The following is an 18,768-nucleotide window of genomic DNA, read 5'->3' on the forward strand; positions in this document are numbered from 1 at the left end:
ATGCCTTGACGATACGTAGAGCAGAGATTGGTGAACAATACTCTCAATCAACGAGCACCGAACAGAATCAGGATAATCAATAGAAATATGTCTAACTAAATGCATTACTTTGAATTATCAGTCCAACCATATAGAGCCATGAAGAACCGTCATGAAAACCTGCATGCGCCACCATTCTTCTTTGAACACTCGCACCAAATCACACTGATGGCTTTGCACTAAAAATGACTGATATCACATTTGGAAACTTTGTTGTTCTATTTATCGCGAAAATACCGCCTAGAATAAGCGTACACGTTAATTAAGCAAGGATACGTAATGTCGACATTGGCTGGGGCGCGCTTAGAAGAAATGGCGGACATCCGCTCAACAAGAAAAAAGAAAATTGTCTTTTTATGCTCCAGTATCGCCGCTGCCTGTTTAACTTATGGTTCCATTGCTCAATCACTTGAGAATAACTGGGGTTTAAGCTTTTTCCATGCTTTGTGTGCCTTGGCATGCTTAGCAATCAGTTATGTAATAAAAGTCCAGCGGCACCATCAATACGCCGACTTATGGCTAAGTGCTGTCTTAATGTTCGAAGGGTTATTGTTACTTCTGTATAACGACGCTCCGTCAGGCAAAATGTTATGGCTATATCCTATTGTCGCCACTCTGGTATTAATTAATGAGTTTAAGGTCGGTCTGTTGTTCAGTGGCACCTACATTTTACTGATCTTTTTTGGGGTCGCTTTTTTAGATCGACTGCCAGCAGCCACAGAAATCATAGAGCGGAGATTGATGCTGACCCTGATAGCGACCGCGTTTGTGTGTCACACGTTCTCGTATTACTACACGAAAGTCCTCAATTACATTCAAACACTGTATCGTGAGGGGATTGAGGAGTTAGCATATTTTGACCAGCTCACTGGGCTTGCCAATCGCTGGAGCTTTGAGACTTGGGCGCGCGCAAAGCTCGATGAAATCAAGCACTCATCTGATGACAGCATCACCGCATTGGTCTTTCTCGATATCGATAACTTCAAGCACATCAACGACACCTACGGGCACGATATTGGTGACCAAGTACTTCAAGCCTTCGCAACTCGATTAAAAAATAACATTCGCAACAAAGACAGAAAAACCGATAAACACGACTACTCCATCGCTCGATTTGCGGGCGACGAGTTTGTAATCATGCTTTACGATGTAAAAAGTAAAGATGACCTCGACAGCATCCTAAAACGGATCTTGAATCTGTTTCCGACAGGTTACCGAAGCTACGATATGATTAACGAGTTAACGATGAGTGTAGGTGCTGCTATCTATAAGCAAGATGCAAAGGATTTGTCTGAATTGACTCGATGTGCAGATAAAGCAATGTACGCAGCTAAACATACTGGTAAAAACCAGTACGCCTTTTATGAGCACTGCAATACGGAGGAACAGTCAACATCTGATGCACCAGCGGTACCAGAAGCTTGCTAATGACTAAGCGAACACATGCATCACCCAAAGCCCCACAACGAGGAATACGATTAACCACACTACTTGCAACGTTCTGTTCGGCTTGTCTTGCTGACGAGTGGGGTGATCTTTAAACGCACGGCCCTTCATTTTGCCCATTAAGCTCTTTCCTAGAGCACGTCGATAAAATTCACGTCTCTTATGAGCGGCGTTGGCAACTTCGGTAAAGCGCTGTCTTTGCTCATTGGTGAGATCTTTGTCCTCGTAACGAGGAGGGAGATCAGAATGCTTGCGTTGTACTGCCATCACTTCCTCCCTGGTCGATGGGTACATTTTTATTAAGTATATACCCAAATAACCAAAAAGATGCGTTATAAGTGAAGCACATAGACGAAAAAACCACCCGAAGGTGGTTTTATGACGAGCAACAAATGAACGCTAGAAGTACTCACATAAATACGCAGTCGCTTCTTTCACTTGAAGCTCAAATGAAGAATTACCTTCCACTTCAAAAAACTCACCACTTTGATAAGTCGTCCAATCGCTCTCGCCAACACGCTTGACCACAAGCGCACCTTTTACAACCGTCATACGCTCTGGTGCTTGAGTACCAAACGTGTACTCACCAGGAAGCATCACACCAACGCTAACATCCTGATCTTTCTGGTTAAAGCCTAGTGATTTTACACTACCAGCAAAATAGCTATTTTCCTTAATATTCATTATTGGTTTCCTTATCAAAAGTCCGCTCTTTTTTACCTTGTTTCTTTCCGTTACTCAAGCTTTGAAAGCCATTAAACTCAACGTAATAACGCACATCCTTTGCTACTGAGCGAGAACCTTTTTTCGCGAGGATTAATCAGGCGACCTAAACCGAGCAAGAAAACCTGCGAAGTAATGAATGTGAGCAAACAACAAAACCATCAATAAGATGTGTATCTGAATGTAAAAGTGGACATTAGATCATAGTTTCGTCGTCTCAATGGCGGGATTGTTTGTTTTTAAAAAGGAAGGTTTCCACCATGTTAAAAAAGTGGAGAAAATTAGATCTATGACGGACTCGACTCGCCGAAGGCGAAAAGCACGACAAGAACCAAAACTTTCATTTTTGGCTCGCCACCAATCCAAAATCCTCAAGAGTACATTTGTCTGCTTCGGGATGGGTCTGTTGACGTTTTTTGGCTATCAAATCCACCTCTCCTATCAAGACCACATTGATCCGGAAAAGGTGTACGGCGAATGGATTGAGATTGGCGCGCCACCCTACCAAACAGAACGTCTCGTTTTCACTGAAGATGGGGTATACCGAAACCATCGACTTATTACGACGGAATTTGAATTCGATGGCAAGGTCATCACGTTGAATACCGGATTAGGAAAGACAGCGTATCAGATCTCGGGCTCTCATCTTTCACCTCAAATACGCCGTATTGAGCCTCTTATTCCAGATCAGCGATTCATTCGTAAAGGATTTGAGCATACCGTTCAGGGCTCAGAAACCGGTGCAGCCTCTAAACGTCGCGCCGCGTTGAGTGAACACTTCAGCCGTGACTAATACGTCTTCACGGCTATTTTTCCTTTCAATTCTCTTTCTATATCAATGAAACAAAACCTTAATAAACAACAAAATAAGGCCTTCATCGCATTTAACTAACTCGTTACTGAGTAAACAATAATTTTAGTTTCTGCTGAGATTTTATAAATTATTGACTCAGTCTGACACTTTCTGTGTAACAGAGTGCGAGTTTTAGTTAAGTTCTCTCAAGTGCCTCGAAAACCGTCTTAATTTTTTTTGACGAAAAAAAACTCTCTGAAATGCTGAGTGTGATGCTTTTGCACGTGGAGTAAATCCAATCATCTTATCTGGTGCAAGAGCAGCCTATGTTCTAGGTAGAACATGAATCCAAGGATTGAGAGAGAAGTTATGATTCGATTTAACCTATGTGCAGCTGGAGTTGCTTTAGCGCTATCAGGCGCTGCAGTTGCGGCTCCAACCGCACCAAGTATCGATATGTACGGTTCCAACAACCTTCAGTTTTCTAAAATTGAACTCGCGATGGAAACCACGTCAGGCTACTACGACATGGTGAAATACCATGAGCAAGCGAAGATTACTGTTAAATTTAACCAGTGGAGTGGCACACCTGGTGACACTTACAACGTCTATTTTGATGGTGTAAAAGTAGCAAGCGGCCCTATCACTGGTAGCCAAACGACAGCTTCGTTTGAATACGGCCAAGGTGGCTTATACCAAATGGAAATCGAAGCATGTGATGCGACAGGTTGTGCGAAAAGCGCACCAGCTGAAATCACAATTGCAGATACCGATGGTTCTCACCTGAAGCCACTAACGATGAATGTTGATCCAAACAACAAAACCTACAATACCGATCCAAGCGTCGTGATGGGTACGTATTTTGTTGAATGGGGCATCTATGGCCGTGACTACACAGTCGATAATATGCCGGTCGACAACTTGACTCACATCCTTTACGGTTTTATCCCAATTTGTGGCCCAAATGAGTCTGTGAAGTCTGTTGGCGGCAACAGTTTCAACGCGCTACAAACTGCTTGTACAGGTGTGCCTGATTATGAAGTCGTTATCCATGACCCTTGGGCTGCTTATCAGAAGAGCTTCCCACAAGCTGGTCATGAATACAGCACGCCTATCAAGGGTAACTACGCAATGCTAATGGCATTGAAACAACGTAACCCTGATCTAAAAATCATCCCATCGATCGGTGGTTGGACACTGTCTGACCCATTCTTCGATTTCGTGGACAAGAAAAACCGAGACACATTCGTCGCATCAGTTAAGAAGTTCCTGAAAACTTGGAAATTCTACGATGGTGTTGATATCGACTGGGAATTCCCTGGCGGCGGCGGTGCAGCAGCCGATAAGGGCGACCCTGTAAACGATGGCCCAGCATACATCGCACTGATGCGTGAACTGCGCGTAATGCTTGATGAATTAGAAGCTGAGACAGGCCGTACTTACGAGCTAACGTCCGCTATCGGTGTCGGTTACGACAAGATTGAAGACGTAGACTACGCAGATGCGGTTCAGTACATGGATTACATCTTCGCAATGACTTACGACTTCTACGGCGGCTGGAACAACGTTCCTGGTCACCAGACTGCGCTTTACTGTGGTTCATTCATGCGTCCTGGTCAGTGTGACGGTAGTGGCGTTGATGAGAACGGCGAACCGTACAAAGGTCCTGCTTACACAGCAGATAACGGCATCCAACTTCTTCTTGCTCAAGGCGTTCCTGCGAACAAGCTAGTACTTGGTACAGCAATGTACGGTCGTGGCTGGGAAGGCGTAACTCCAGATACGCTAACCGATCCAAACGACCCAATGACAGGTACTGCTACAGGTAAACTGAAGGGCAGCACAGCGCAAGGTGTTTGGGAAGATGGCGTAATTGACTACAAAGGCATTAAGTCATTCATGCTAGGTGCAAACAACACTGGTATTAACGGCTTCGAGTACGGCTACGATGCACAAGCAGAAGCACCATGGGTATGGAACCGTACTACGGGCGAGTTGATCACATTTGATGACCACCGTTCAGTGCTAGCAAAAGGTAGCTACGCGAAGTCTCTTGGTCTTGCTGGTCTATTCTCTTGGGAAATTGACGCGGATAACGGTGACATTCTAAACGCGATGCACGAAGGTATGGCTGGTGGTGTGGTTCCTCAACCAAACCGTAAACCAACAGCCGCAGCTGGCGCAGATCAATCGGTAACAGGTCCTGCAAATGTGGTTCTAGATGGCAGCCTGTCAAAAGACTCTGACGGCACCATCGCAAGCTACGCTTGGGAACAAGTATCTGGCACAGCAGTGGTACTAACAGGTGCAAACACAGCGAAAGCAAGCTTTGATGCAGCAGAAGTTACTGTTGAAGAGCAATTAACTTTCAAGCTGACGGTGACTGATAACGAAGGTGCAACGGCATCTGACCTCGTTGTAGTAACAGTGAAACCAGCAGGTGTTGTTGACCCAGTGAACAACGCACCAGTAGCGCAAGTTGTTGCTCCAGCAACAGCAAACGCTGGTGACGTTGTGGTTGTAGATGCAGCTGCGTCTAGCGATGCAGACAACGATACCCTGACATTCAACTGGACTCTACCTCAAGGTCTGAATGCAACGGTTGAAGGCTCTAAAGTCACGTTCACTGCTGCGGAATACCCGCAAGACACAAGCTTAAGCTTCACTGTAAGTGTGAGCGACGGTAAAGCTTCTTCATCGGCAAGCGCGACAGTGGTTGTTGCACAGCACACAACCGATCCGAACCCTGGTACTTGTGACAACGCATGGGATGCGAGCGCAGTGTACACAGGTGGTAACCAAGTGACTCACGCAGGTAAAACGTGGGAAGCGAAATGGTGGACTCAGGGTGACGATCCTAGCCAATCTGGCGAATGGGGCGTTTGGAAAGAAGTTGGCGTAGCTAACTGTAACTAATTTCAGCCTTGCAGACGTTCTGCTAAATAAACAAAGGACAGCTTCGGCTGTCCTTTTTGGATTTAACCTCTTAACGAGGAGAGCAACACCAGAGACGAAAAAATCTGAGGTGTTACTTTCAAATCGAATTAGCGCAAAACGGAGCGAGTCAATCAGTAAAAGTAAGGGTTACCAAGCACTATCGAGCAAACGGTCAAAACTACTGAAGACTTGCCCACACTTCATCACTCGACCATGCCCCTGACCTTGTGTTGTCACTAACTCAACGTTTTTAATCTCTTCAGCCGCTTTTGCCGAGACACTGTATTTGGTGAACTTGTCTTGCTCATCGTGAATAATAATGGTGTGAGACGGACGCTCAGACAAACGCTTCATCGGATCAATGGACTGTAACGGATAACCAAATTGGTCTTCAACTTCTGAAACCACAGCATTAAAAAGCTTCATCGAGTAACCGGAGCGTGCAATGCTACCGAATAAGTTCTCTACGTAATTTAATACCGGAGCAATAAGCAGCAAAGGCTTGTTTTCTAATTTACTGTGCCTACACTCAAGAGCAGAAGCGGTGCCCATGCTGTGCCCAACTAGGCCAACAATATCCTCGACCGTATCCAACACATCTTCTAATCCTCTGACAAACCCCGGAATGTGCCCATACTGCCCCTCACTCTCACCATGTGCCGGATGATCGTACGCCAAAGCAGTAAACCCTTTCGACGCAATATGTTCCATCAGTGGATAAAACTGACTTGCCGTTCCAGACCAACCATGAGTTAGCACCCAAATAGGTCCAGAGCCCAAAGTATAGGTTTTGATGATGCCTGCATGCCCTTTAATTTCACCTTTGATAAGCCCTTGAGGTTCAATATTTTTAGGTTGCGTACGAGCAGGTGTCAGAAGAAGCTTGCGCGCGGTCTTCTTTGCATGTGACGGGGCCAGTGTATGGTGTAACCGAGTACTAATGTTCACCAAACTGCGCTTAATACTGAAACGTTGCGATGTATTAAAGTAAATTTTTTCACTCATAATCATGTCCTTAACTATCAGCTTTGCACAAAATAGAACGGTCGTGCTTTTTATGCTGATAAGAAAGAGCGAACTCAGCCGCTCTTGTGATTTTATGTCTACGAATCTGGGAAGCGATTAACCGATATTAGTCTTTCCAGCGAGAAAATAAGTTGTCGATCCCTTGCCAAAACAGACGCAAGCTTTCTTGCTCACCTTTAATTGAGTAAAAAACATGCGCACTCAAATAGAGACCGTACAAATCAAACGTTGCTTGGCGTGTATCTAAGTCTGCTGCAAATTCTTGCTTCTCTTTGCCTTTCGCTATTTGGATCTCCAAATAACTCAGCCAAGTGTCTATGGATTTACGCAGTCCGGCCTGAAGCGGGCAATCTTTATCTGCCGTATCATTCCAAGCGTCAAGAAACATACAACTTCCTTGGAATGCGTGATTCCAAGTCATCCAAGAGTCGAGCAACCCTCGAATTTTACGCTCGATATTGCCATCCCCGAGTTCTCGAGCAGGCTCAATAACCCGATCAGCGAACACTTTATTGGCGTGATCAAGCACCGATAGCTGTAAATTCAACTTCGAATTAAAGTGGGCAAACAGACCACTTTTCGACATACCGCATTGCTTGGCTAACTCTCCAATCGTAAGACTTTCTAATCCGTCTTCGCTGGCGATCTCAAAAGCCCGCTGCAGAATAAACTCTTTTGTCACTTTTCCTTTTTGCATAATCTTATTTTTAGCACGATCGTTCTTTTTTGCAATCTAGAGTTAACTGGTCTAACCATTATTCAGTGCTATTTTCGACTCACGAATCAGGTATTGATTGCGTTAATAGGTTAATAATTAAGAAGTTTGAAGTAAGTCTTAATTTTCGAAACAGCTTCAATGTAAGCGCAAGTCTGTTGACTTTTTCACGTATTACTTCAACAACAACCTGCTATTTTCACCTAAGTTTTTTATTTAGGTAAACAATGTAATGGCAAAGAAACAAAAAATAGCCAGCTTAGAGTTTGCACGTATCATTGCGATGCTTGCGATTGTGGGTTTGCATTGCCAGATGGCACTGACGTACTGGCAGTGGAATGGGATACCATGGGTTGGCTATATGCTCAACCAACTGGCTCGTTTTGCTGTTCCGCTATTCTTTCTCATCTCGGGTTATCTAATCCAGCCGAAGTTGAGTCATTCACCTATCGATACTCTTAAGAACTACGCCAAACCGTTAATGAAGGTTTGGCTCATTTGGAGCATGATCAGTTTACTGATGCCATTCCAATGGCAGACGGTCGCTGAGGCTGGGTATCTCGCCGAAAGGCAAGGTTATTGGGGGTACTTAATGTCACCCCCGATCAATTCACTCATCGAAGGCGGACTCGTTCATCTGTGGTTTATTCCGGCTCTGGTCATTGCCGTAGCGTTAATTGCCTTTCTCGTGCATATCAATATGGTGCAACTGATACTGCCAACTGCAGTATTGCTATACATATACGGGGTCTTTGCTGGCAGTTACGTGACCATTACCGACCTGCCAGCGCCTTTCTTTACTCGTAATGGGCCTTTTTTCAGCACGTTGCTCGTTGTTCTGGGTTATTTCGCACGAGAAGCGCAGTGGCGGTGGTCGCGAAACAATACGGTTCGATGCATTATTCTTGGCATGGCACTGCATTTTGGTGAAGCTTACTGGCTGATGCAACATGACATCGCTTTCAACTCGCACGACTTCCTATTCGGTACCGTTATCTGGGCTGTAGGTGTCTTTATGTGGCTTTTGGCTCACCCTCATTTTGGCGACATGCCTTGGATCTTCAAACTATCTCCTAGCGTGTTAGGGATATATGTTAGCCATCTGCTTATCATAATTGTCATGATGAATGTCGCTGGATTTATCGGGCTGCAACACCTCGCGAAAGATGTGTTTATTTATCCTGCAACGATTGTTGCAACCATACTGCTTGTGAAAGCAATTGACACTTCACCGTTGAAAAAATGGCTCCTACGCTAAATGCATTCAGCTCTAGATATAGCTAGCTTTAACTCAAAAGGGTTAGAGCTAGCCAGTTAAAAATGAGATTTCTCTCTCACTGACCCATTTTTGACTTTCTAATCCTTCAGAATTTGCTTTCACTCACAAAAAACATTGTTCATTTCCTTTAAATTGGCTCGACTATTACAACATTGCTCATTAAACGGAGGCTGTATGTGGGTAGGTCAAGGACTCGTTCCTTTTTTAGAGATTAGTCACTGGTTAACTTACGGTTTATATGCCGCTGCGGTTTTATTCGGCGCAGCAAGCATTGCGTCACTCAGAAAATAGTGGCGCACACTATCATTTCCTAACTCCTACTGTTAATTCGAGCTCTCTCACAACTAACTCATTCATTTGTGGCTAATATTTCTCCAACCAGACAAAGGAGAAATGTCTATGCCAATCTATCCAATTGTGGCTTTCTGCTGTTTGTTGTTCTCTAGCGCCACCTTTGCTGCATCAACCAATGAACTGAACCTTGTTAATTCTGGTGTCGGTTACGCGGCTCTGATTATCTTTTCGATCGCTTACATACTGGTTATGTTGGAAGAGTATCTGAAAATGAGAAAATCCAAGCCAGTGCTGCTCGCTGCAGGATTAATTTGGATTCTGATTGGCTACACCTTTGCTCAACACAACCAGCCTGAAATCGCCAAATCCGCACTAGAACACAACTTGTTGGAATATGCCGAGTTGCTGCTGTTTTTGCTCGTGGCGATGACCTACATCAACGCAATGGAAGAACGCAAACTCTTCGACGCCTTACAAGCGTGGATGGTCGGTAAAGGTTTTGGATTCAAAAAGTTGTTCTGGCTGACGGGGTTTCTCGCTTTTGTCATTTCACCGATTGCCGATAACTTAACTACGGCCCTATTGATGTGCGCTGTAGTGATGAAAGTCTCTGGTGATAATCCTAAGTTCGTCAATCTTGCTTGTATCAACATTGTTATCGCAGCCAACGCTGGCGGTGCATTCAGCCCATTTGGGGATATTACAACCCTGATGGTGTGGCAAGCCGGTCATGTCAGCTTTGCTGAGTTCATTCCGTTGTTTGTACCGTCATTGGTGAACTACTTGGTTCCCGCGTTTTTGATGTCACTGTTTGTTCCAAACACAAAACCGAATACGATTCACCAACACGTTGAGCTAAAACGCGGGGCAAGGCGTATTGTCGCATTATTCATTCTGACTATTGCCACTGCGGTCTCTTTCCATGCTGTGCTGCACTTCCCACCCGTTATGGGCATGATGATGGGCTTGGCGTACTTACAGTTTTTCGGATATTTTTTGCGCCAAACTCTCAAACACTCACTCGCAAAAAAAGCAGCTATGGCAATTGCCAATGGCGATGATCAGGCATTGAAGCGCTTAGGCTCAGTGGTTCCGTTTGATGTGTTTCATCGTGTGTCTCGAGCCGAATGGGACACCTTGTTGTTCTTCTATGGTGTTGTGATGTGTGTTGGCGGTTTAAGTTTACTTGGCTACCTCGAACTGGTTTCAAACGTCATGTACACGCAATGGAACCCAGTCTGGGCAAACGTAATGGTTGGTGTCCTATCTGCAATCGTCGATAACATTCCGGTTATGTTTGCTGTACTGACCATGGAACCAAACATGTCGATGGGCAACTGGCTACTGGTCACATTAACCGCAGGTGTCGGGGGCAGTTTGCTTTCCATCGGATCCGCGGCAGGCGTCGCTTTAATGGGAGCCGCGCGTGGGCAATACACCTTCTTTGGCCACTTAAAGTGGGCTCCCGTCATCGCCTTGGGTTATGCCGCCAGTATTGCGGTACACTTGTGGATGAATAGCGGTTTATTTACTTAAAAGCACCGACAATCAGGTGCTTAACTTGCAACACAACCTAGCGGTCGGATGGATGGTTAACGCCATCCATCACTTCAATCGCTCCCAACTCATATGGGTTGACGCCCTCTAAGCAGCCGACATTATAGCCATACTCACTCGGGTCAGAACGACGCTGATGGTGCGTATAAATTCCGCACTCGCCACAGAAAAAGTGCTTCGCAGTGTGTGTATTAAATTGATACTGCTTCAAGACGTCTTCGCCTTGCACAATACGAATACCGTTCAAAGGTACAGACGCGACAATCGCGCCACGACGTCGACACATAGAACAGTCACACCGTCTCGGTTTCTCAATACCATTGGGTAACGCCAGTTCCAACTCAACTTTTCCACAGTGACAACTCAGTCGATGTAATGTGTTGATTTGGGTGTTGCCAACTTTCTTAATCATAACTTTTCCTTGTTGTTTTTCTATCTGTGTACATTATGTTAAACAGGTTAATATCATCATAATCTCGTCCAAAAACTCGACATCCATCACTTTTCGCGACATTTTATTGGCCGATTTGTTAGTTGCTATTTTGGCGACTGTCTATCGCGTCCGTGAGACGTGTTGTCTCCGGCGCGGTTTTTAAACCAAGGAAATTAATTTATGGACAAAGATCATAGCCTAAGAGAGAACCTCTTGGCTCTGACGCTCGGCAGTGCGTTGGTGTCACTTGGGGTGATATTTTTTAGCAAAGTAGGATTGCTCACTGGTGGTACGGCTGGTTTGGCGATCTTCCTAACCAAAGTGAGTGACTTCAGTTTTGGTCAGATATTTTTCGCTCTTAACCTCCCTTTTTATATTTTATCTGTGATGCGCATGGGTTGGCGCTTCACTATCAATACCTTTATTGCGGTTTCGATTGTCTCTTTTGCGGTCGATCATCTGCATCATGTGATTGAGATTTCACGAATCGAACCTTTCTATGCGGCACTTTTGGGTGGTGGGCTGATTGGAATCGGTATGTTGGTAATTTTCCGTCACAAAATGAGTTTGGGTGGCTTTAACATTCTTGCGTTGTACCTTCAGGAACGTTTTGGAGTTCGAGCGGGTAAAGTTCAAATGGCGTTAGATTGTGCCATCGTGGTGATGTCACTGTTCATTGTAGATGTGCACCTTATCGCTCTATCTGTTCTAGGTGCCATCGCAACAAACTTGATTTTGGCGATGAACCATAAACCAGGACGATACCAAGCAAAAGCGCAAGCAGCATAATCATCGCTGCATAGTCAACAACCCTAAAGCCCCCAACCAGTCGCTCGGGGCTTTTTTCATTCAACGCTAAGATCACGTCAACGAGCTCGTTTTGCAGTGCTGCTGCATCTCTTCATCCAATTTAGCTTTATATTTCTGGCTAAGATGGAAGTGTACTTGCATCAACAAGTCATGTGCGTGGAACAGCTCAAACGCGTCGCTACCATTTTGCTGACAAATAGCCTCACAGCGCTCAGCATGCACTTTGGCTTCTTGCGGTTTATCCGCTTTAAGCAAGCTCATCGTTAAGCGATACTCTGCGCGCTCTTCTTGCATCCAACCCCCTGCCACTTTCCAATAGTCTAGCGCGAGTGTTGCTGCTTCTAACATCTTCGATTTTTCCATGCACGTGCGCTCAGCCAGCGCTTCGTACTGACATGCTAAGTTGTTTGCAGTGATCGCGATAGCGCGCGCTAATGGCCCTTCTGCATCGTTCGGCGTCATTCCTAACGCTGCCTTCACCAACCATTGACTCGCCAGTTCAAGCTGAACAAGTGCAGAAAGTTCATTCGAAATCAAAGCGTAAACTCGGCGTTGCTCTTGCTCTTCCAATAATTCCATATTGTCAGTGCCATCTACGAAATAGCGCGCAACGGCAATACTGCGTTGAAATGCCAAACTCTCGGCAACCTTGCGTTCATCAAAGTGCTCTAAACAAGTAAGAAACTGTTCTGGGCACTGGAGATGCCCAATAGCGGTATGCAGCATCAATGCGAATATTCGCTCGATTTGGGTAACATCTTCCACCTCGCTCAGAGCCGTTTCTAACTGAGCATAAATTTGTTCGGGATTTTCCTCGTGATGCTGCCAACACTCACTCATGAAGGCATCAAAATCCGTTTTGAAAGGCATGTCCTTATTGTCCTTTTTCTGTTCGTATAACGAATATGAAACTCTACACTATCGTTCCCCCTGTGTAGCACGCTTAATCCCAATATGAGAATCGCCTCACTTAAAGCGGTGTACCTTGCTCCAACGCGAGCAAACGTTGCTTGCGCTCCACTCCACCTGCATACCCAGTCAGTTTTCCGCTTTTGCCAATAACGCGATGACAAGGCACCACGATAGAAATCGGATTCTTCCCATTTGCTAACCCAACAGCACGCACAGCTTTAGGGTTACCTATCGCATTCGCGAGATCTTGATAGCTCCACGTTTCCCCATATGGAATGGTCGTTAGTGCCTGCCAAACTTGATTTTGAAAATCAGTGCCTGTCGCTGCAAGGGGCAAGTCGAATTCGTTGCGCAGACCAGCAAAGTATTCATCCAGTTGGGTGACAGCTTGGCGCAAGACCGGATGCTGCTCGTCTCGCACCCCCAGCTCACTCGGCTTAGTGGTGCATGTTTCAAACCAAATGCCAAGTAAGCCCTCAGCGTTCGATTGGATAGTCACCGTTCCTAGTGGACTCGGCATTTCGGTATAAAATGTTTTCATGATTGATTCCATAAGTGAAACGTCGCGTAGCTTCCCCAAGGGGCCGCAGTGTGCGTATTCAGTGATGGGTAACGCTGCATCGCCTTTTTCACCACTAAGTCTTTATCTAGAAAGCAATCGGGTTGAGATTGCCCTCGCAGTTGAGCATAACTGACGGTCCAAGGTCCAATGCCTTTCAAAGCTAGCCAGTGCTGGGGGTCAGCTTCTGAGTTGTCCTGCATAAACTGGGCGAAGCGCACTAGCGTCTCTTTACGGCTTTGCGGCATGCGCAAAAAGCTCACGTCGGCGTTCGCAATATCACTGGGAGTCGGGAAAAAACGTTTTTCTGACTCTCCACTAAGTGTGGCCACCAATAAGTTAAGTTGACCAATCGCAGCTTTAACCGACACCTGCTGGCCTAAAATCGCTCTAACCCCTGCTTCCCATGCATTCCATACACCAGGAATACGAATACCTTTACTCGACACGAGCCCAGGCGCGACATACTCCAAATGCTGCTCAACAGTACAAATATCAGCGTCAAGATCGAACATACGACGAATGTCAGACACCAAGTTTTGCAGCTTCGTTACGTCTTCAATTTCAAACGCCAGTTCTAAGTATCCTTCACCTTTTGTCGCTTTAAACCAGGCTTTGCTGTTATCCAAAAAAACGTTGCGCTGATAACTCTCATCCCTCACCTGCTCGACCCCCTCAACCGCTCGTAAACGATAGAAGTCCAACATGTGCGACCAATTCAACTCACCTCGATAAGGTAAGGCAATTCGATTGCAACCCGCACCATCAAACTCTTTACGGCGTACTTGAGAAGGCGTTAGTTTGAGAAACTTTTGAAAAGCATCGTTAAAGCGGCGCGTACTGTTAAAACCTGACGCAAACCCCACGTCGGTGACCGACATAGAGCTGGAGTGAAGCAACTGTTTGGCGAACATTAGTTGCTGATATTGCGCATACTGCTTGGGTGACATACCTAGATACTGCTCAAACAACATACGTAAGTAACGGTCAGAAATCCCAACACGCTCAGCCAACTCAGACACCGAATGGTGATGCAACTCCCCTCTATCAATTAACGAAATCGCTCGTTGAAAGGTCGTCTCGACACCTTTCCATGCCCAAGATCCAGGCGCGCTGTCAGGTCGACAGCGTAAACACGGACGGTACCCTGCTTGAAGGGCTTGCGTCTTATCAGCGAAATACTCAACATTTTCTTCTTTAGGCAAATTTGCCGGGCAAATCGGACGACAAAAGATTCCCGTTGTTTTTACCGCCACATAAAATCGCCCATCAAAACGACTGTCTCGCGCGACTCGCGCCTTGTGACACTGCTCGAAGGTCAGTGAGGTATAGGGGTGAATAAACATAGTGCTTTCCTTGCTCATGCCTTTTGTCATTTATTGTTCATAGGCATCGTTCAATATAGTGTTATTGTAGCTTGCTTAAGCGCCCACAATTAGCCACTTTCGGAACTCAATATTGAGATTTATTGGCATTAGCGCTTTTGTACACTAAAGTTAGATCCAGAACATCACAACAACGTCGGCTAAAGGGAATTGGCATGGACTTACATACTTGCGTAATTGTATTAAGAAACCAAAAGGTTATTACCAGTAAATCCGTAGATCATTCTATTGGAATTATCGAAAGAGACTCAGATAACGAGATCTCAGAAATTCAGATTAATGCGACGGATGGACGTAATATTCGAACTTATCACTACAACAATGTAGAGGAGTCATTAGAGAGCTTAATGAACCTCTGACGGTTTTCTTTAACACACCTTTCTCCCTTGTTAAAAGCGAAAGCAATAGAGCACAGTACATGTGCTCTTTTTTTTGTTTAACAGCAAAAATGTTTATCGAAAATAATGACAGACCTTGATTTAAAACAGACAATAATCGGCAAATAAACACCCGAATATAAAAATCAAGACATTGATTTAAATAAATAAAAACCAATCATTCAATTTTTTAGAACGAGTTTATCAAAATCCTCCCGTTATTTTTATGCTCGCCTCTACCTAAACTGTTCTCAACAGCACGGGAGCACACGCTTCCCACTCATTGAAAAGAGTCAGAGGACAGAATCATGAAAGCACTATTACAGAAAATTACCACATCAAACGCAGGTTACAGCGCACTATCACTTCGCGTTCCAATCGGCATTATCTTTATGGCGCACGGCGCACAAAAACTATTTGGCTGGTTTGGTGGCTACGGCCTAGAAGGCACAGGTCAGTGGATGGCATCTATCGGTTTAGGTCCTGGCGTACTCATGGCGTTACTTGCGGGCAGCGCAGAGTTCTTTGGCGGCTTGTTCATTTTACTTGGTCTGCTAACTCGACCAGCAGCGGTTGCTTTGGCGTTCACGATGGTGGTAGCGATATTCTCTGTCCACTTTGAGAATGGCCTGTTCATGGCAAACAACGGTTACGAGTTTGGCTTGGCATTACTGGCAGCGAGCGTTTCTCTGGCGTTCTCTGGCGCAGGTAAAGCAGCGTTAGATAACTTTTTAAACAAAAAGCTCTCTTAAGGAGGCCTTATGATTACGGTAAGACATGCAGCAGACCGAGGTCGAGCAAACTTTGGCTGGCTTGATAGCAAACATACGTTTTCTTTTGGTAGCTACTACGATCCTCAACATATGGGCTTTTCTGAGCTGAGAGTCATTAATGACGATGTAGTCAAGCCTGGCGCGGGTTTTGATACACATGGCCACCGTGATATGGAGATCATCAGCTATGTGTTGGAAGGTGTTATCGCACACAAAGACAGTGAAGGTAACGTCAAAACACTACCTGCAGGTGAATTCCAACTCATGTCGGCAGGGAAAGGGATTTACCACAGTGAGTACAATGCATCGAACCAAGATACGCTGCGGTTTCTACAGATTTGGATTCAACCGAACACATTTGGAACCAAACCAGGTTATCAGCAAAAAGATTTTGGTCGCAATCCTGGGTTAACGACTATCGCAACTCCAACTGGAGAAAACGGCACGCTACTTATTAAGCAAGATGCGACTTTGCATCAGTTAATTCTTGAACCAAGTAGCGAACTAAACTTTGAGATTGAGTCGGGCCGAAATCTATTCATCCATCAAGTGACTGGGAGCCTTAGTGTCGACAATACCACTTTGACGGCTGGCGACGGCGCGAAGGTTGAACACCAGAGTAAGGTTGTTTTGCGCAATACATCAAACGAAAGCACAACAGCCCTGTTGTTTGACTTACCATAACTATCGATTCATCGAGATAAAAACAAAGCCGCCTTGATTTCTCAAGGCGGCTTTTTCGTTTTTCTGACTTTTCATTCAACGCTATTCGTCGGAAGTGCCAGAACCAATTTGCTGAAAACTGTAAGCGGTCAGTGGATCGATCTCTTTGACAATTTCTTCCACTTGCTTAATCGCGTCTACAGACGAGCTAGCTTTACGATAGCTCAAATAGATAGGGCGACACCAATCTTCTACTCCAGACACCTTGTGAAGCTGCCCATTAGCGATAAATGGCTCCACGAGAGAGATTGGTAAGTACGCGGCTCCACCCTTCTCTAAAATAAAGTCCAATGCGATACGCGCTGTTGAAGTGCGTAAATATGGAGCCGGAATCTTAGGGTGACGCTCAGAATGCTCTGAGGAGAAACGCGTCCCCCAGTCAACGTACACATATTTGTTTTCGAAAACGGTGTCTAAAGAATCTTTCTCAGTTGATACCAGAACGAGAACAACATCTGCCACTTTTTTACAGTTAAGCTCATCAGCTTTGATCTGATCGAACGCAAATGCCATATCTAACGTGCGCTCTAGCAAGCTACGACTGAGCATCTCACGTCCCATCACTTCTGCCATGAAGCCATAACCACCAAACGAATCTGTGACGACACTTAAACAATTCTGTAAATAAGCGTCCCAAATGTTTGGCGTGCCACCTAACGTTAGTTGCAGCGCTTTGCCATCTTCAAGCGATAATTCTAGCTTCGCTTGTTGCAATGTAGTGACCATTACCTCGGCATAGCTGATTAAGCGCTCACCTGCAGAGGTCAACTTTATGTTATTTCGATCACGAATAAACAATTGCGTATCGAAGTAACTTTCCAATTGTTTGATACGTGCGCTCACAGCGGCTTGGGTAATATAAAGGTTCTCAGCAGCACGTCCGAAGTGACGAACTCTTGCCAGCTCTAAAAATGTTCGAAAGACTTTTACATCCATAAACCATCTCCTGGTTAATATAAAACCAGATTAACAACTAATTAAAATCATGACGACAAAAAAGTTTTGTTTTTCTTTTGTTAGATTTAAGCCTAATTTTCGCCGTAAGTTCACTACATTCATCAATAACGGTTACAGAGGCTGTTGACATGTCTGACACTGAATTCCGTCATGGCAAAAAACGTTTTTACGATAACGTAAAATTCCCACGCGGCTTTGCAAAGTCTGGCGATTTTACTCTTTCAGAAGAGGAAATCCTAACAATTTATGGGGATACAATGCTTGGCTTAGAGTCAGGCGAATTAACACCTGAAAACAGCGAAGAGAAACACTTCATCAAGGTGTTAGAAAACCCGGGCAAAGCAAAAACAAAACTTGAGCGTACATGGCTAAAGTACACCCAACTTGCTCGTGGTCGCAAGCGCTTCCATACGCTAAATGGTCGTAACAAGCCTGACGCCACAGAAGAATACATTGAAGAGAGTTTGGTTGAAGACGATTAATAACCAATAACCTACCTAGTTCTCGCCTTTTTCTAGCAGTAGGCGAAAGCTCGTTTGACTTTACTGAGCGAGCAAGACAAGCTCATTTCTTCTCCTAAAGCCCAAGGGGGCATTCTCCCAAGGGCTTTTTTAATATTTGGGTGATGACCGTTTACTTGGCGAGCGTCGCAATCTTTTTCAGAAAGCTCTCTTTCAAATGCTCTTGGTCATATTCCAAGTGATAGGTGTTGTGGAAGCCAATTTTTAGCTCAACACCATTTCCTCTCAAGAAAACGTTGTACCCATCGTAGTCAGAAAACGCTTCTACACCTTCATACATTTTACCAAATTCGGTTGGTGTACCGTTGTTCATCACACATTCGTAAGCCTGTAGTACTTTGCTCGGATCTAACTCATTTTTCATACCGAATTCCTCACTGGTTTACACATTTCAATTATGGTTAAAGAATGAGCGCCATGCCATATCTAACCCATAATATTTGAAGTTCGTGTGCGATTTCGCACTCTGTAGGTTGTTAAAAAACAAGGTTAAGTGCGAAGGCAGAACT

The 18,768-nt window shown here is 44.9% G+C and carries 20 protein-coding genes; 10 read left to right on the forward strand and 10 right to left on the reverse strand.

What is annotated here, in order from left to right; translation table 11 throughout:
• Window positions 1–318: 318 nt before the first annotated feature.
• Window positions 319–1,467 carry a GGDEF domain-containing protein gene (locus R7E51_RS06130; RefSeq protein WP_206957599.1) on the forward strand — a complete coding sequence of 383 codons (1,149 nt, stop codon included), beginning with the start codon at window positions 319–321 and terminating at the stop codon, window positions 1,465–1,467.
• A gap of 3 nt (window positions 1,468–1,470) precedes the next feature.
• Here the strand turns inward: R7E51_RS06130 and R7E51_RS06135 are convergent, their stop codons facing one another.
• Both R7E51_RS06135 and ppnP read right to left on the reverse strand, forming a co-directional pair.
• Window positions 1,471–1,752 carry a hypothetical protein gene (locus tag R7E51_RS06135; RefSeq protein ID WP_005374405.1) on the reverse strand — a complete coding sequence of 94 codons (282 nt, stop codon included), beginning with the start codon at window positions 1,750–1,752 and terminating at the stop codon, window positions 1,471–1,473.
• A gap of 132 nt (window positions 1,753–1,884) precedes the next feature.
• Entirely contained in the window at window positions 1,885–2,169 is a 285-nt protein-coding gene (ppnP, locus tag R7E51_RS06140; protein WP_005383244.1) for a pyrimidine/purine nucleoside phosphorylase, read from the reverse strand.
• Window positions 2,170–2,497: 328 nt separating this feature from the next.
• Between ppnP and R7E51_RS06145 the strand changes: the two genes are divergently transcribed.
• Window positions 2,498–3,001, forward strand: a complete 504-nt coding sequence (locus R7E51_RS06145) for a DUF2850 domain-containing protein (RefSeq protein ID WP_005374408.1) — start codon at window positions 2,498–2,500, stop codon at window positions 2,999–3,001.
• A 369-nt stretch (window positions 3,002–3,370) separates the two neighbouring features.
• The gene (locus R7E51_RS06150) at window positions 3,371–5,917 is read left to right on the forward strand and encodes a glycosyl hydrolase family 18 protein (protein WP_191116167.1); all 2,547 of its coding nucleotides are present in this window, start codon (window positions 3,371–3,373) and stop codon (window positions 5,915–5,917) included.
• Between the two features lie 168 nt (window positions 5,918–6,085).
• On the opposite strand, the gene R7E51_RS06155 is transcribed toward R7E51_RS06150, so the two are convergent.
• Window positions 6,086–6,943, reverse strand: coding sequence for an alpha/beta hydrolase (locus R7E51_RS06155; RefSeq protein ID WP_086047587.1), 858 nt, complete (start codon window positions 6,941–6,943; stop codon window positions 6,086–6,088).
• 127 nt (window positions 6,944–7,070) lie between these two features.
• A complete protein-coding gene (locus tag R7E51_RS06160) occupies window positions 7,071–7,661 on the reverse strand; it encodes a TetR/AcrR family transcriptional regulator (protein ID WP_086047588.1) in 591 nt (196 codons plus the stop codon).
• Between the two features lie 250 nt (window positions 7,662–7,911).
• Here R7E51_RS06160 and R7E51_RS06165 point away from each other — a divergent pair, with 250 nt between their 5' ends.
• Both R7E51_RS06165 and nhaD read left to right on the forward strand, forming a co-directional pair.
• Window positions 7,912–8,937, forward strand: coding sequence for an acyltransferase (locus R7E51_RS06165; protein WP_206957600.1), 1,026 nt, complete (start codon window positions 7,912–7,914; stop codon window positions 8,935–8,937).
• A gap of 420 nt (window positions 8,938–9,357) precedes the next feature.
• On the forward strand, window positions 9,358–10,788 hold the full coding sequence (gene nhaD / locus R7E51_RS06170) for a sodium:proton antiporter NhaD (RefSeq protein ID WP_206957601.1): 1,431 nt from the start codon (window positions 9,358–9,360) through the stop codon (window positions 10,786–10,788).
• A 37-nt stretch (window positions 10,789–10,825) separates the two neighbouring features.
• On the opposite strand, the gene R7E51_RS06175 is transcribed toward nhaD, so the two are convergent.
• A complete protein-coding gene (locus R7E51_RS06175; RefSeq protein ID WP_017821038.1) occupies window positions 10,826–11,221 on the reverse strand; it encodes a GFA family protein in 396 nt (131 codons plus the stop codon).
• Window positions 11,222–11,422: 201 nt separating this feature from the next.
• Here R7E51_RS06175 and R7E51_RS06180 point away from each other — a divergent pair, with 201 nt between their 5' ends.
• Window positions 11,423–12,031: a YitT family protein gene (locus R7E51_RS06180; protein WP_005374427.1), complete on the forward strand. Its 609-nt coding sequence runs from the start codon at window positions 11,423–11,425 to the stop codon at window positions 12,029–12,031.
• Between the two features lie 72 nt (window positions 12,032–12,103).
• Here R7E51_RS06180 and R7E51_RS06185 read toward each other — a convergent pair whose 3' ends face one another.
• From R7E51_RS06185 to R7E51_RS06195, 3 genes are all read right to left on the reverse strand, one after another.
• Window positions 12,104–12,922: a hypothetical protein gene (locus R7E51_RS06185; protein WP_206957602.1), complete on the reverse strand. Its 819-nt coding sequence runs from the start codon at window positions 12,920–12,922 to the stop codon at window positions 12,104–12,106.
• Window positions 12,923–13,022: 100 nt separating this feature from the next.
• A complete protein-coding gene (locus R7E51_RS06190; RefSeq protein ID WP_005374431.1) occupies window positions 13,023–13,505 on the reverse strand; it encodes a methylated-DNA--[protein]-cysteine S-methyltransferase in 483 nt (160 codons plus the stop codon).
• On the reverse strand, window positions 13,502–14,869 hold the full coding sequence (locus R7E51_RS06195; RefSeq protein WP_206957603.1) for an AlkA N-terminal domain-containing protein: 1,368 nt from the start codon (window positions 14,867–14,869) through the stop codon (window positions 13,502–13,504). The genes R7E51_RS06190 and R7E51_RS06195 overlap by 4 nt, the downstream gene beginning before the upstream one ends.
• Window positions 14,870–15,063: 194 nt before the next feature.
• Here R7E51_RS06195 and R7E51_RS06200 point away from each other — a divergent pair, with 194 nt between their 5' ends.
• From R7E51_RS06200 to R7E51_RS06210, 3 genes are all read left to right on the forward strand, one after another.
• On the forward strand, window positions 15,064–15,267 hold the full coding sequence (locus R7E51_RS06200) for a hypothetical protein (RefSeq protein WP_017633816.1): 204 nt from the start codon (window positions 15,064–15,066) through the stop codon (window positions 15,265–15,267).
• 326 nt (window positions 15,268–15,593) lie between these two features.
• Window positions 15,594–16,037 carry a DoxX family protein gene (locus R7E51_RS06205; RefSeq protein WP_005374434.1) on the forward strand — a complete coding sequence of 148 codons (444 nt, stop codon included), beginning with the start codon at window positions 15,594–15,596 and terminating at the stop codon, window positions 16,035–16,037.
• A 9-nt stretch (window positions 16,038–16,046) separates the two neighbouring features.
• Window positions 16,047–16,742, forward strand: coding sequence for a pirin family protein (locus tag R7E51_RS06210; RefSeq protein ID WP_017821043.1), 696 nt, complete (start codon window positions 16,047–16,049; stop codon window positions 16,740–16,742).
• 81 nt (window positions 16,743–16,823) lie between these two features.
• Here R7E51_RS06210 and R7E51_RS06215 read toward each other — a convergent pair whose 3' ends face one another.
• Window positions 16,824–17,717 carry a LysR family transcriptional regulator gene (locus tag R7E51_RS06215; protein ID WP_005374436.1) on the reverse strand — a complete coding sequence of 298 codons (894 nt, stop codon included), beginning with the start codon at window positions 17,715–17,717 and terminating at the stop codon, window positions 16,824–16,826.
• Window positions 17,718–17,866: 149 nt separating this feature from the next.
• Here R7E51_RS06215 and R7E51_RS06220 point away from each other — a divergent pair, with 149 nt between their 5' ends.
• A complete protein-coding gene (locus R7E51_RS06220; RefSeq protein WP_005374439.1) occupies window positions 17,867–18,220 on the forward strand; it encodes a DUF413 domain-containing protein in 354 nt (117 codons plus the stop codon).
• A 151-nt stretch (window positions 18,221–18,371) separates the two neighbouring features.
• On the opposite strand, the gene R7E51_RS06225 is transcribed toward R7E51_RS06220, so the two are convergent.
• Window positions 18,372–18,623 carry a DUF3081 domain-containing protein gene (locus R7E51_RS06225; RefSeq protein ID WP_005374440.1) on the reverse strand — a complete coding sequence of 84 codons (252 nt, stop codon included), beginning with the start codon at window positions 18,621–18,623 and terminating at the stop codon, window positions 18,372–18,374.
• Window positions 18,624–18,768 lie beyond the last annotated feature (145 nt).

Source organism: Vibrio sp. Vb1166 (assembly GCF_033338695.1).
GTDB classification, from domain to species: domain Bacteria; phylum Pseudomonadota; class Gammaproteobacteria; order Enterobacterales; family Vibrionaceae; genus Vibrio; species Vibrio alginolyticus.

What these genes read in the sequence shown, in the direction of transcription:
- R7E51_RS06130 (WP_206957599.1), top strand. Translation starts at nt 319, where the DNA reads ATGTCGACATTGGCTGGGGCGCGCTTAGAAGAAATGGCGGACATCCGC.
- R7E51_RS06135 (WP_005374405.1), bottom strand. Translation starts at nt 1,752, where the DNA reads ATGGCAGTACAACGCAAGCATTCTGATCTCCCTCCTCGTTACGAGGAC.
- ppnP (WP_005383244.1), bottom strand. Translation starts at nt 2,169, where the DNA reads ATGAATATTAAGGAAAATAGCTATTTTGCTGGTAGTGTAAAATCACTA.
- R7E51_RS06145 (WP_005374408.1), top strand. Translation starts at nt 2,498, where the DNA reads ATGACGGACTCGACTCGCCGAAGGCGAAAAGCACGACAAGAACCAAAA.
- R7E51_RS06150 (WP_191116167.1), top strand. Translation starts at nt 3,371, where the DNA reads ATGATTCGATTTAACCTATGTGCAGCTGGAGTTGCTTTAGCGCTATCA.
- R7E51_RS06155 (WP_086047587.1), bottom strand. Translation starts at nt 6,943, where the DNA reads ATGAGTGAAAAAATTTACTTTAATACATCGCAACGTTTCAGTATTAAG.
- R7E51_RS06160 (WP_086047588.1), bottom strand. Translation starts at nt 7,661, where the DNA reads ATGCAAAAAGGAAAAGTGACAAAAGAGTTTATTCTGCAGCGGGCTTTT.
- R7E51_RS06165 (WP_206957600.1), top strand. Translation starts at nt 7,912, where the DNA reads ATGGCAAAGAAACAAAAAATAGCCAGCTTAGAGTTTGCACGTATCATT.
- nhaD (WP_206957601.1), top strand. Translation starts at nt 9,358, where the DNA reads ATGCCAATCTATCCAATTGTGGCTTTCTGCTGTTTGTTGTTCTCTAGC.
- R7E51_RS06175 (WP_017821038.1), bottom strand. Translation starts at nt 11,221, where the DNA reads ATGATTAAGAAAGTTGGCAACACCCAAATCAACACATTACATCGACTG.
- R7E51_RS06180 (WP_005374427.1), top strand. Translation starts at nt 11,423, where the DNA reads ATGGACAAAGATCATAGCCTAAGAGAGAACCTCTTGGCTCTGACGCTC.
- R7E51_RS06185 (WP_206957602.1), bottom strand. Translation starts at nt 12,922, where the DNA reads ATGCCTTTCAAAACGGATTTTGATGCCTTCATGAGTGAGTGTTGGCAG.
- R7E51_RS06190 (WP_005374431.1), bottom strand. Translation starts at nt 13,505, where the DNA reads ATGAAAACATTTTATACCGAAATGCCGAGTCCACTAGGAACGGTGACT.
- R7E51_RS06195 (WP_206957603.1), bottom strand. Translation starts at nt 14,869, where the DNA reads ATGTTTATTCACCCCTATACCTCACTGACCTTCGAGCAGTGTCACAAG.
- R7E51_RS06200 (WP_017633816.1), top strand. Translation starts at nt 15,064, where the DNA reads ATGGACTTACATACTTGCGTAATTGTATTAAGAAACCAAAAGGTTATT.
- R7E51_RS06205 (WP_005374434.1), top strand. Translation starts at nt 15,594, where the DNA reads ATGAAAGCACTATTACAGAAAATTACCACATCAAACGCAGGTTACAGC.
- R7E51_RS06210 (WP_017821043.1), top strand. Translation starts at nt 16,047, where the DNA reads ATGATTACGGTAAGACATGCAGCAGACCGAGGTCGAGCAAACTTTGGC.
- R7E51_RS06215 (WP_005374436.1), bottom strand. Translation starts at nt 17,717, where the DNA reads ATGGATGTAAAAGTCTTTCGAACATTTTTAGAGCTGGCAAGAGTTCGT.
- R7E51_RS06220 (WP_005374439.1), top strand. Translation starts at nt 17,867, where the DNA reads ATGTCTGACACTGAATTCCGTCATGGCAAAAAACGTTTTTACGATAAC.
- R7E51_RS06225 (WP_005374440.1), bottom strand. Translation starts at nt 18,623, where the DNA reads ATGAAAAATGAGTTAGATCCGAGCAAAGTACTACAGGCTTACGAATGT.